12 protein-coding genes and 1 riboswitch are annotated in these 12,156 nt (G+C 45.1%); of the genes, 2 read left to right on the forward strand and 10 right to left on the reverse strand.

All coding sequences use genetic code 11. The features are described 5' to 3' along the window. Nucleotides 1–33 precede the first annotated feature (33 nt). A riboswitch (FMN riboswitch) is annotated at nucleotides 34–184 on the reverse strand. A gap of 101 nt (nucleotides 185–285) precedes the next feature. The 5 genes from M1D67_RS12955 to M1D67_RS12975 form a co-directional block, all read right to left on the reverse strand. Next, the gene (locus tag M1D67_RS12955) at nucleotides 286–630 is read right to left on the reverse strand and encodes a hypothetical protein (RefSeq protein WP_020452015.1); all 345 of its coding nucleotides are present in this window, start codon (nucleotides 628–630) and stop codon (nucleotides 286–288) included. A 304-nt stretch (nucleotides 631–934) separates the two neighbouring features. Then, nucleotides 935–3,082: an RNA ligase gene (locus M1D67_RS12960; protein ID WP_479831325.1), complete on the reverse strand. Its 2,148-nt coding sequence runs from the start codon at nucleotides 3,080–3,082 to the stop codon at nucleotides 935–937. Nucleotides 3,083–3,298: 216 nt separating this feature from the next. After that, complete coding sequence (locus M1D67_RS12965) at nucleotides 3,299–3,568, reverse strand: hypothetical protein (protein ID WP_143260972.1); 270 nt, start codon at nucleotides 3,566–3,568, stop codon at nucleotides 3,299–3,301. Further along, a complete protein-coding gene (locus M1D67_RS12970) occupies nucleotides 3,558–4,688 on the reverse strand; it encodes a Rap family tetratricopeptide repeat protein (RefSeq protein ID WP_043054368.1) in 1,131 nt (376 codons plus the stop codon). The genes M1D67_RS12965 and M1D67_RS12970 overlap by 11 nt, the downstream gene beginning before the upstream one ends. A gap of 229 nt (nucleotides 4,689–4,917) precedes the next feature. Further along, the gene (locus M1D67_RS12975; protein ID WP_020452019.1) at nucleotides 4,918–5,355 is read right to left on the reverse strand and encodes a peptidylprolyl isomerase; all 438 of its coding nucleotides are present in this window, start codon (nucleotides 5,353–5,355) and stop codon (nucleotides 4,918–4,920) included. A 336-nt stretch (nucleotides 5,356–5,691) separates the two neighbouring features. On the opposite strand from M1D67_RS12975, the gene M1D67_RS12980 reads away from it, so the two are divergent. Further along, on the forward strand, nucleotides 5,692–6,588 hold the full coding sequence (locus M1D67_RS12980; protein WP_020452020.1) for a DUF1002 domain-containing protein: 897 nt from the start codon (nucleotides 5,692–5,694) through the stop codon (nucleotides 6,586–6,588). Here the strand turns inward: M1D67_RS12980 and M1D67_RS12985 are convergent. Together M1D67_RS12985 and lysA are read right to left on the reverse strand one after the other, a co-directional pair. Beyond that, entirely contained in the window at nucleotides 6,585–7,445 is an 861-nt protein-coding gene (locus tag M1D67_RS12985) for a poly-gamma-glutamate hydrolase family protein (protein WP_023857497.1), read from the reverse strand. The two genes, M1D67_RS12980 and M1D67_RS12985, sit on opposite strands and share 4 nt — an antisense overlap. 259 nt (nucleotides 7,446–7,704) lie before the next feature. Next, nucleotides 7,705–9,024: a diaminopimelate decarboxylase gene (gene lysA, locus M1D67_RS12990; protein WP_195536653.1), complete on the reverse strand. Its 1,320-nt coding sequence runs from the start codon at nucleotides 9,022–9,024 to the stop codon at nucleotides 7,705–7,707. Between the two features lie 365 nt (nucleotides 9,025–9,389). Here lysA and M1D67_RS12995 point away from each other — a divergent pair, with 365 nt between their 5' ends. Beyond that, nucleotides 9,390–9,719 (forward strand): hypothetical protein, encoded by a 330-nt coding sequence (locus M1D67_RS12995; protein ID WP_023857499.1) that lies wholly within the window; start codon nucleotides 9,390–9,392, stop codon nucleotides 9,717–9,719. Between the two features lie 44 nt (nucleotides 9,720–9,763). On the opposite strand, the gene M1D67_RS13000 is transcribed toward M1D67_RS12995, so the two are convergent. From M1D67_RS13000 to spoVAE, 3 genes are read right to left on the reverse strand one after another with little or no spacing between them, the layout of a single operon-like run. Beyond that, on the reverse strand, nucleotides 9,764–11,236 hold the full coding sequence (locus M1D67_RS13000; protein ID WP_020452024.1) for a spore germination protein: 1,473 nt from the start codon (nucleotides 11,234–11,236) through the stop codon (nucleotides 9,764–9,766). Continuing rightward, entirely contained in the window at nucleotides 11,196–11,798 is a 603-nt protein-coding gene (spoVAEA, locus tag M1D67_RS13005) for a stage V sporulation protein SpoVABEA (protein ID WP_479831326.1), read from the reverse strand. The genes M1D67_RS13000 and spoVAEA overlap by 41 nt, the downstream gene beginning before the upstream one ends. A gap of 6 nt (nucleotides 11,799–11,804) precedes the next feature. Beyond that, entirely contained in the window at nucleotides 11,805–12,155 is a 351-nt protein-coding gene (spoVAE, locus tag M1D67_RS13010; protein ID WP_020452026.1) for a stage V sporulation protein AE, read from the reverse strand. Between the last annotated feature and the right edge of the window lies 1 nt (nucleotide 12,156).

The following is a 12,156-nucleotide window of genomic DNA, read 5'->3' on the forward strand; positions in this document are numbered from 1 at the left end:
ACTATGCATCATCATTATTTTTCACATAGTCTCTTCATCCTTCTCCCATCCAGACTTTCACTGTCGGCTTCAGCTTCTCACTGAATCCACCGCTTTGCACGAAGCACAGCGGGTCACGGGCTCTAAAGCTGTCTCTCGCTTTATTACCGCCGGTCGGGATTTTCACCCAGCCCCGAAGGATACAATCGATATTTACTTGTCCTTATGCGTAATTATAGCGGCCGCATATTAAAATTGCAATGAAAACTGCTTGCACAAAAAAACCCTCTGAGAAACAGAGGGTTTTTAATCTGCCACCTTGACGACTTTGATTAATCCGTCGATTCTGTTGGCATTAGAGAAGTAGGCCTTTACTTTGTCTCCTTCTTTAATGTCGGACAGATCCTGGTTGAGATTTTTCGCATTGAAAATGATCTTCGTTCCGTTATCTGATACCCCGTGGTATTCAGTGCCGTCAATTTTGGTGATCTTATATTGATAAATGGTATAGTTCTTTTCCTCAGATGAGACGGTTTGGCTGAGTGCCGTTGAGACATCTTGAACGCTTCCGTTTTTTAAATAATAAAAGCCTCCGGCCAGTACGGCAGCCAAAACGAGCAGAACCGTGAGCTTGAATCTTATTTTCCCCATGATCAAAACCTCCAGAACACGTTCTGAACTATCCTATGTTTATTTCCTGTGAATGATGAAATAAAACATGTTCGATTCAGACGGAAAATATGTGGTTTTTAAGTATAACGCAAAATGAAGGGAAATCGTTTCATATTCAGACGAAATACTACTTATAACCTACGAATGTACATTCTGGTTTAGGGGTGTGTGTGAAAACAAGCTTGAAAATTGAGTCTAAATAACTATGTTTCAAGAAACCGTTTGTTCTGTTTTCTTCGCTTTAGGTTTCGCTGTAAAAGTCGTTTCGGATGGTGATAACGGACTAGTTTTTAAGATACTCGCTGTCTTTCGTTTTGGCCCAGGCGAGAAACTTCACATGCTCGGAATGGAACAGGGCCTCGTGATGGGGCGAGCGACCAGCAGCCGCGCCGAGTCTGTGCTTGATACCGCGCACGAACTTCCAATATTGATAGAAAGGCAGTTTTAATTTTGTCATAAATCCTGCCGAGTCTTCAATCACATATCCTTCCTCTTCAATCGACGGGTCATTTGACACAGACAGGTACCATTTATAAAAATCGGTCCACTGGTCAAAAGAAATGACTTTTTGCTTACATTCTACGCGAAATGTCTCAGAAAAACAGAGGACATCTTCATACGGCAGCTTTTCATATTTCATCTGTCTTTTGACAATGTCGAGAAGGACAAGCTTATCCGATTTGTACTCGATAATGTGCGGATCTTTTTCTGGCAGCACGACTTCAAACACTAACGAAACATTGCGTGTTTTTACATATTCTTTTATATCCTCAATCTGAGATGCGTCAAACGTTTTGTGAAACAGCTCTTCCACCCATTTCGCATGGCCGTCTTTTTGTCCGCTTGCCGATGTATAAGATTTTGAGGTGAAGACGAGCTCATCGGTTTCAGAATTGTAGCCGACCGTTCCCAAAAATCCATTCGCCTTATCATAAACAGTGACCGGAAAGCGCAGCGTGTTAACGAGAAAATGCATTTTCGTCGTCAGGCGTTCATCGATGTTGAAAAATTTGTTGTAGCTTCTGCTGACGATTTCCTTGGTGTTTCTGTTGATAAACAGCCCTCTTGCCTTCATGCTGACGCTGTCCCATTTTCTCTCCTGAAAAGCCTTCCTCGTAAAGTTAAAAGAGGAAATGCCTCCGCCTAATTTTTGCTCAGATACATAATCGTGTTCGTCCAAATGCTTTAGAAAATGGTCGACTGTCAGCTCCTCGTGTTCGTGATGAGAATCAAGCGAAGGAGCGGACGTTTTAAACACATCATTTTTTATCTCATGTGTTTGAATGCCAGACCGATCGATGGTGACAACCCTTAAATGCCCGCCGTGCTCCACCTGCCCTTCCAGGTTATATGATTTTGCGGCTGCATGCACTGGAAGCCGGAACATGTTTCTGTGCCCGTGGATTTGAATGATGTTCCGCCCTTCCATATTTTTCGTAAAGACATGGTCGATATCTGTCTCATATCCGCCGACACCGTTGATCAGCTGGCTGGTAGCTGTAAGCAGAAGGTTGTCAGGAAGCGCGGAAATACCTCCGTGCGTGATGATGTAAGTATCTTCTCCATACGTGAAGTAGACAATTTGGTGGAAGCGCCTGGCCAGTTCCCTGATATCTTTTTTGTCAAAGCCTGCTTCGTCTAATTCCGGTTTTGTCTTCTTGTTGAATACGCTGCTTCTTGTTTCTTCATCATGCCCGTATTGCTTCAAATATTTATCATGATTTCCTTCGAGCAAAATCACATTTTTACGATCTTTGATACTGAGCAGGAATTGAACGACTTTTGCGTTTTCTATTCCTCTATCAAGCATATCACCTGTAAAAATATATAACTCGTCATCTTCGAGTCTGCCTTTCAAATAAGAATCCAGCACCGTAAAACAGCCGTGCACATCCCCGATCACATGTATTTTTTCATAACTGTCGAGCCGCCTCGGCTTATACTGCATCACATCGTCAAATTCTTCCGGCTTGATGACCGTTGTCCAGGAAGGCGCCGGTTCGGTTAAAATCCGCTCGTGCATGGCGTGAACCACGCTGTCGGGCACCCGCTTATGCTCAGCCCTCTCCCGGTTTCTCAACAGAGCGGTCTCAAGCGGAATATCGGAAAAATCAACCACATACGCTCTGTAGCGATACTTTAAAACGAGAGCTTTATAGCTTGAAATCATGCTTGGTTTCGCATGTGTGGCATCAACAACGGTGAATTCCCCCCTTTCCATCCTTTCTTCAAGGAGGGTGAACAAAAGCTTCCATACTTTTCCGTCATTTTTTTGAGAAATGTCGTATTTCCCTTCCAAATTTAACACGGGTGACTGATGGATCAGCCTCAGCTGATCAGCAGACAGTGTATATTGATTCAATTGATGATCCCTGATCCAGGTAGATTTTCCGGTGCCAGGGCAGCCTCTAAGCAGTACCAAAGTCCTCATTATTGATCTCCTTATTTAGTTCTGATAAGTTTTATTATAAAAAAATTTAGCATTCCTTCCAAGAATATACGTCCTTATTTGCATTTTGTTTCAAAAAATAAACAAAAAATATCCCCTAAAGGGGTCTTTTTACGTGTTATTTCACACCTATCCTCTTTTTATCGGACATAAAAAGGGCAGTGCTCATATAAGCGAGCACTGCCCTTTGACGGAATATTATGTTACATTTCGTTCTCCGATATGAATCGGTGACGTTTTGGCAGATGTTACGTTTCTCTCAGCAACATGTACCGGTGTGGATGTTACATTTCTCTCAGCGATTTGCACCGGTGTGGACGTTACGTTTCTCTCGGCGATTTGCGTCGGTGCGGACGTTACATTTCTCTCGGCGACTTTCATACCATCTGTTTGCGTCATCAGCACAGCACTTGCCAGAGAAAGTCCTGCTACTGAAGCAGCGGCGGTTAACAACAGTTTAGATTTCATACGACCAGTCCCCTTTTTTCATTTGTTTTCGAGCACTGAATACCGTTTGATAGAAATAAACAGAGTCGCTCAAGCGCCCAATTTCATTATAGTATTCAGCAGCTTCCAATGCCAAGTCCTCAATATCGGGATACATCTTTTTTGACCCGAGCAGCTGAAAAGTTTCCAGCATTTGAGCTCTTCCGTCATCATCAAGATACAAGGCTTTCAAAAAATGAAATTTTGATAGATAGATCGAATCGTCTGATCGCCGGGCGATGTCAATCCCTTTGTTTAACGCGTCATCCGCCTGTTCCAGCTGCTTCAGCTTGAAATATGCATGTGCAAGACTAAAAAACGCTTTTGGGAGAATATCTGATGACTCTTCTTGATAAATCGCAGCAGCTCTGTTGAAGTATTCAGCCGCCCGATTAAAATCCCCCATCTTATAATAGCAGTTACCCAAATTGTAATAGGTGTGTCCTTCCAATATGAGCTGGCCTTTCTCCTGTGAAAGCTTCAGCGCCTTTTCAAGATGCGAAAGCGCTTTTTCATTCGAATCCAGATCGTCATAGTTGCCTGCGATGACGAACTCGCATTGGATTCTCCGAACCGTGTAAGTTTCATGCGCCTGGTAGGTTTCAATCGCTTGAAGCGCATAATTCATCGACACGTGGCTCTGTTTCATATGATAAAACACTTCAGCCATTTTAAAATGAAACTCGGCTCTCTCTATTTCGTCCTCGACATGCAGCAGCTTTTTTTCGGCGCGCCTGTAAAAAGAGATCGCTTTAATATAATCATGGTTTTTATATTCATACATCCCTCTAAAAAAATTGAAATAATATTCAAGCAGGCCTGTCAGCTTTCCTTGTTCATCTTCGATATCTTTTAATATTTCAGAAAAGTCAGGCGGGGTTTCGCCTTCTTCCAATGGTTTTACGTAATCAAGCATAATTCTGTGTCTGAATTCCATTAAGGCGTAATACAATAATAAGTCTTGATCTTCTTCCATTTGAGAAATTTCGCGCTCAATTTCTGCCTTCAGCATTTCGGCGTCCGTAACATTGAATTTGCGTATCGCGTTATACCAGTCATTAATTTTTACGCCGACTGCAGTCGATGGGATTTTTACGCTCACCCCTTACGCCCCTTCCTTTTATACAGATTGCGTTCTCTTTCTAGCTCTTCACTTGAATATATTTTACATAAAGGGTCATTTTTTCACAATTATTTTATTTATTAGGATCATCATTTCCTAGCAAAACGCGGTCGAAGAATCGGTCCCTGGTCCTATTGCATCTGGAAAATGAACACCGTTTCAGACAAAAAAACAGCCCGGCTTAGCGGGCTGTTTCTTCGCTTTCTAATTATGCGTCAAATACTTCGACTTTTTCCATGCCTTGTCCCTGCTCCATTGAAGTGACAGCATCAAGACCTGATGTGACTTTTCCAAAAACAGTGTGTACGCCGTTCAAGTGCGGCTGAGGCTCATGGACGATAAAGAATTGGCTGCCTCCAGTATCTTTTCCTGCGTGAGCCATTGAGAGAGAACCGGCTTCGTGTTTATGCGGATTCCCTTCTGTCTCGCATTTAATCGTATATCCAGGTCCGCCTGTTCCGGTGCCGTGCGGGCAGCCTCCTTGGCTGACGAAGCCCGGAATGACGCGGTGGAACTTCAACCCGTCATAGAACCCTTCGTTTGCAAGTTTTTCAAAGTTGGCGACAGTTCCCGGCGCCGCTTCCGGATATAGTTCAAACTCGATTTTTTTGCCGTTTGTCAGTTGTATGTATCCTTTTTTAGCCATCTTGATTCTCTCCTTTCATTTCACAAGGGTCATTATATCATATCAAAGAAGCACAGAGCCAATCTACCTGAAATAAACGGCGCTCTTGCATCACTTTTGTAAAAGATTTAAAAAAAAGGTTGAATCGCCTGTGAAAATCATGAATGATAAAAGAGCGTGTGATACGATACCCGGAGGGCATTTGACTTGAAGAAAAATGGATCTCTTTTTTTCTTTGAAACCTCTCTCATCTTTCATCCGTCTATATTTCGGAACGCATTATTTCCGTTCCGGCAGGCTTCTTTAAAAGTACAGCAATTCTGCCTGAAGCCTGCATTTTTAAGGAGGGCATTGAGCTTGAAAAAATCGATACTAGGAATCTTTACAGCATTGTGTCTGCTCATTTTCCCGCAGGTCAGCTTTGCTGACGCCGCAGTGGGTGATGTGATCGTCACGCTGGGGAAAGACTTGTCAAGCCAGGACAGACAAAAGGTATTAAAAGAAATGAATGCGCCTGAAAATGCGACCATCATCGAGGTGACAAATGATGAGGAGCATAAATATTTAGGGGATTATATACCGAAAGCACAAATCGGAACAAGAGCGATTTCTTCTTCTTCGATTACCGTAGCGAAAAAAGGCACCGGTTTGGAAGTGCAGACACACAATATCAGCAGAATTACGGATGAAATGTATTTAAACGCGCTGATGACAGCCGGTGTAAAAGACGCTAAAGTCTATATCACTGCACCATTTGAAGTATCAGGCACAGCCGCTTTGACCGGTTTAATGAAAGCCTATGAAACGACTTCGGGCGAAAAGATCTCCGAAGACGTGAAAAAAGTCGCGAATGAAGAGCTAGTCACCACTTCAGAGCTTGGCGAGAAAATCGGCAGTGAGAATGCATCAGCGCTGATGGCCAAAGTCAAGGAAGAAATCTCGAAAAACGGGGTTCCCGAATCAAAAGAGGAATTGGAAAAAACGATTGATTCCGCCGCTTCCGATCTGGGAGTGACGCTCACAGAGGATCAGAAAAAATCTCTCATGTCTTTATTTAATAACATGAAAAATATTAATATCGACTGGAACCAGGTTGGAGACCAGCTTGACAAAGCAAAAGATAAAATCACGAAATTCCTGGATTCTGAAGAAGGACAAAATTTCCTTCAAAAACTGATCGACTTCTTTGTGTCTCTGTGGAATGCCATCGTTTCCGTATTCACCGGCGGCGGCACCTCAGAGTCCAACGGTTAACACAACCGCCAAAACACCTCCTTTTTCAATTGAAGGGGGTGTTTTATTTTTGCAGAGGGGAAGTCCCCTCCGTCTTCTTCATAGTTTTCGTGAATAAAATCGGTCAGCAGTTTTGTAAATCGGTAAAACGTTTCGTTTTGCGTCGCTGCCCTGTCTTTTAGCGTGAACCGATCAAATAAAGATTGGCGGAATCCTGTGCTCATTTCAAGCTGAATGCTCAGCCCGGAAAGCGACTTGTTGGCGATGTTATTCGGATGGGTTCCGGCGTACTTGTCGTCCGTCGCCAGCATTTCAGCGGCAAACCCCGAGCGATTCAGCTCATCAACCAATATTCTGATTTTAACGCGGTCTGTCCCGCCCACTTTAATAGCGCGGTCTTCACTGTAATAGCCGTGAAGCGACATGACATACTGGTGACTCGCAGTGATGGCGAGCGCCGCCGGCTCGTCAAAACGGGTGCTTGTAATGTGAAGATCCCTATTGCCTGATGATTTCAGCCCTTCAAACAAGTACAAGGAATAATTTTTCGCCACTTCATTGGCGATTTCACTTGTTCCGGGTTCGATGCCGCCTCCATGGATCGCCATGATGAGCATCGGCACTTTTGCGTCCTTCTCCGTCATTCGGTAAGACGCCGGATCTTCATTCCGCTTCAATTCTTCAAAGCTTGAATATTTATCAGCGGACTGTGTTGCAGGATGAGCCGCAGCAGAATATGGGAATGAAATCACAGCAGAAATTAATAAAATATTCACAGAACTGTTTATTGCTGTAAAACACTTCGCTATGTTACAATCAACACATTGCTTCAGGCACTGGAGCATGCGGTGGAGTAGGGATACTTTGGCCGGTTTCATCTACTCCGCCTCTAAATCCGCAAAATCAGCAAATCTCATCCTTTTCACCTTGATCATTGCCTTTACCATCTCCTTTGTTAAATTTTTGTTAAATTCCCAATATTATATACAATCAGCCCGGTCGCTGTTCTATGCATGTCATGATCTTTTTTGCAAAAAACACCGCCCGATAGCCGGGAAATATTCTTCATGCGGCAAACGGGAAAAAATTCTTTTTGAATAAAAAAATGGAGACCCCCTTGAGGGAATCTCCATTTTTTTATTGTTTTACTTTCGATTTCAGCGGCAGATCCAGCTTGACGATATCCTCATACGTCTCTCTCTGAATGACGAGCTGCGCTTCTCCATCCTCGACAAAAACGACGGCCGGGCGCGGAATGCGGTTGTAGTTGTTGGCCATGCTGTAGCCGTATGCACCGGTGCAGAAAACGGCGAGCACATCTCCGTCACGAACTTCGGGGATTTCCAAATCCCAAATCAGCATATCTCCGCTTTCACAGCATTTTCCTGCGATTGATACGGTATCATGACAAGCATCGTTCATCCTGTTGGCGACGGCCGCTTCATATTTTGCCTCATAAAGCGCCGGCCTGATATTATCGCTCATGCCACCGTCAACAGCCACATATTTGCGAATGCCCGGCACCTCTTTTTGCGAACCGGTCGTGTACAGCGTGGTTCCCGCATCTCCGACGAGAGACCTGCCCGGTTCGATCCAAATCTCAGGGATGTCAAAGCCGAAATGCTCGGCATTTGCTTTGACCGCCTCGATGATTTTTTCAACATAGACATCGGCAGCGAGCGGCTCGTCGTCTTTTGTATAGCGGATGCCGAAGCCCCCGCCGAGATTGAGCACTTCCGGAATGAATGAGTAAGTCTCCCTCCATTCAGCGAGCTTTTCAAAGATCTTGTCTGCCGCAAGAACAAATCCTGCCGTATCAAAAATTTGCGAACCGATGTGGCAGTGCACGCCGAGGAGCTTAAACGCAGATGAGCGAAGGACTTGTTCGATGGCTTGTTCGACCTGCCCATTGTGCAGATCAAAACCGAATTTCGAATCTTCCTGTCCCGTCGTAATATAATCATGCGTGTGCGCTTCAACTCCCGGTGTGATTCTGAGCAAAACGTCTACAGTTTGTCCTGATTGCTTGCAAAGCTTTTCTGCAATGGCGATCTCGTGAAAGTTATCGAGCACGATGCAGCCGATTTGATGCTCCAGAGCCATGGCTAGTTCTTCAGGGCTCTTATTGTTTCCGTGAAAATGAATCCGTTCAGCGGGGAACCCTGCTTTGATCGCAGTAAAAAGCTCTCCTCCCGATACCACATCCAGAGACAGCCCCTCTTGTTCGGCAAGCTGAATCATGGCGACCGCTGAAAACGCCTTGCTTGCATACGCTACCTGCGCTTTTAAACCGGCTTCCCTGAATGCCTTCTGGAATTTTCGGGCGCGCTCTCTTATCAGCGCGACATCGTATACATAAAGAGGTGTTCCATATCTTTCTGCCAATGATAGAACATCGACACCGCCGATTTCGAGGTGTCCACTTTCATTTCGTCTGCTAGTACCATGTAAAAACAATTGTCATTCCCTCTTTCTCTATCTACAAAGGTGCAAGGGGCGGTCCGATTGCTGCCCGATGCATCTTCCGGCTTCATGATAGTGCGATTCTTATGTTGTATTATAACATTTCGTTTTAAAAACTAAACCACCATTTGTCCAAATTTTCTTGATTTACAAAGGGAATAATCCCCTAAAAAACCAATCCATTCTATTGATTATAGAATAACAGAAAACAGCACTTGATAGAAATAGGCATACATAACGTCCATTCAGTTAAAAAAAGAGCTGAAAAATCGAGATTATCGCCCATACAAATAGGCATTTACCTGAATATAATCTTAAAGATGAAACCTAAAAAAACGAAGTGGGAAAGAGGTTATCATATGTATCCAAACCGTTACCCCTACACCCCGGCTCCAGGCTATACACCGGAAGATGTATACGGCTCTTATCAGCCGGCTGTACATCATGAACAGCGAATTTACGAGCCTTATGAAGGGCAGATTATTACAGCTCCGGCGAATACGAGATTTTGGCGGAGAGGAACCGAGGTTTTCCTTCATTCGTCAACGTTTGACCCGTCCGGCCGCGAAATGCTGTATGTCGTCTATCCGATCAGAAGACAGAACAACATCTGCAGCCTCCGGGCAGTCGCGATCTCTGCGAACGAATACAGAGGTATCGGGACCCAAAGACCTGAATTCGATTACTGAAAAAGAGGCTTTTCCCCGGGGAAAAGCCTCTTGGAATACCGTCTTCACGGCTGTCTGGAGCGGTTTCGCGGATGAACGATGCTCGGCCTGACTTTTCCCCCGGGAACGGAAGTGCGCACGAGAACATGCCAAAACGCTTTTCCGTTGAACGGGAGGAGAGGCCATAAGTAAGGCGTCCGCAATGATCTGATCGAAGTCATCACTATAGTTAAGATCGTTAATCCGATGACAAATCCCTCCACTTTAAAAAGCGCCACCAATATCAGCATAAACAGCTTCACCATTTTATTCGCCAGACTCAGCTCGTAGCTTGGTGTCGTGTACGCTCCGATTGCCGAGAGGGAAACGTATAAAATGACTTCGGGAGAAAACAAGCCGACATTGATCGCGATATCGCCGATCAATACGGCAGCGATCAGGCCCATTGCAGTCGAAAGCGCCGTCGGCGTATGAATGGCGGCCATTCTTAAAAATTCGACGCCGAGATCCGCCAGGAAAATCTGCATGATAATCGGGATATGAGTGTCTTTGTTTAAACCGATAAACGATAAATGATCAGGCAAGAGCGACGGCTGAATGACAAACAATAGCCAAAGCGGCAGCAAAAAGGTGGAGGCCAAAATACCGAAAAACCGCACCCACCTTAAAAACGTCCCAACAGCCGGTGTCTGTCTGTATTCCTCAGCATGCTGTACATGGTGAAACAAGGTCGTCGGCGTAATGATGACGCTTGGCGACGTATCGACGATCACGATGACATGCCCCTCTAAAATATGGCTTGCGGCTACGTCTGCCCTTTCCGTAAACCTGACAAGCGGAAACGGATTGAAGCCTTGGCCGACAATGAATTCCTCTACCGATTTATCCGACATCGGCAGTCCGTCGATCTTCACATTTTCAATTTCTTTTTTTAATACTTCAACAAGATCGGGATCTGCAACATCTTCCAAATAGCAAAGGCAGATGTCTGTTTTGGAGCGTTCACCGATATGAAGCATTTTATAGCGCAGGCGTTCATCTCTGATCCGGCGTCTGATCAGGGCTGTGTTGACGATGATGTTCTCGACGAGCCCGTCTCTTGCACCGCGTACGACTTTTTCTGTATCAGGCTCTTCCGGCGTTCTGCCCGGATAGCTTCTGACATCAATGATAAATGCAAATCCCGCATCTTCGACGATGATGGCAACCAGTCCCGACAGCACTTGGTCCACCGCTTCATCAAGCGTTTCTGCTTTTGAAACCTGCTGGTTCAAAAGCCTGTTTTCGACAATGTCTTCGACCTCGCCCGACTCTTTTTCTTTATCATTGAGATGGACCAGTTCCCTTAACAGGTGAATGATGTATTGGGTGTCGCACAACCCGTTGACATAATAAAGCTGAACTTCATGGCCGAGGATAAAGACCTTGCGTACGCCAAGGTCAAAGCTTTCTCCCATGCCGACCCGCTTCTTGAAATACGCTTCATTCTTAGAAGGATCAAGGAATACGTTCGTCTTCTCTTGCTTTTGAGCACTCATGATACCCGCTCCTTTCTAAAATGAGCTCGACCGCTTTCATTGTAATCGGCGACCCTTTTTCCACATCGTCTTTTCTGTTCATTTTACCGATATCACCGATTCCGACGATGATCGGAACATCCAGCTGATCAAGGCAATAGACCGTGTCACCGTTCATTCGTTTGACATCGAGCTCTTTGACCCCGTGTTTATCGACGCCGAATTCCGTCAGTTCACCTTCCGCATCGATTGATACATCGATCCTTGTCCACTCTGCATAATGAGTTTTTGAAGCGACGGCGATGACCCCGAGCACCTCGATATCGGCATGCATCGCTACATATTTCATCGCTGTCTCTCCCGGCCCTTCGCCTTGAAGTCCGGAATCATCAAACATGACGAATACAGGATCATGAGGGGTTTCTAGGATCATGGATACAAGCTCCGGTCCCGTTTTAATGCTTGGATTCCCCGCCGATTGGGAAATACAGCGGCCGCCCGTTTTTCTTGCCGCATATTCGATTGCTTTTGCAGCGTATATATCGCCGTCTGTGACCAAAATGATCTTGCGTTTTGCTGGCATTATCCTTTATCCTTTCGGTTTAAAAATCACGGCAACAAGAAAAGCAAACAAGATAGCGGCAGATACACCGGCAGATGTCAGTTCGAATATCCCCATGCCGATTCCGATAAAGCCATGTTCCTCAGCCTGGTGCATCGCGCCGTGCAAAAGAGAATGGCCGAAGCTGACAATCGGGACTGTAGCCCCGGCACCGGCAAATTCGATAAAACGGTCGTAAAGGCCGAAACCGTCAAGGATCGCTCCTGATACGACAAAAGTTGACATGACATGAGCCGGCGTCATTTTAAAGATATCAAGCAAAAGCTGGCCGATGACGCAAATCAATCCTCCTGCAATAAAAGCAATGACATATTCCATC

This window comes from Bacillus sp. PK6-025 (assembly GCF_056530265.1).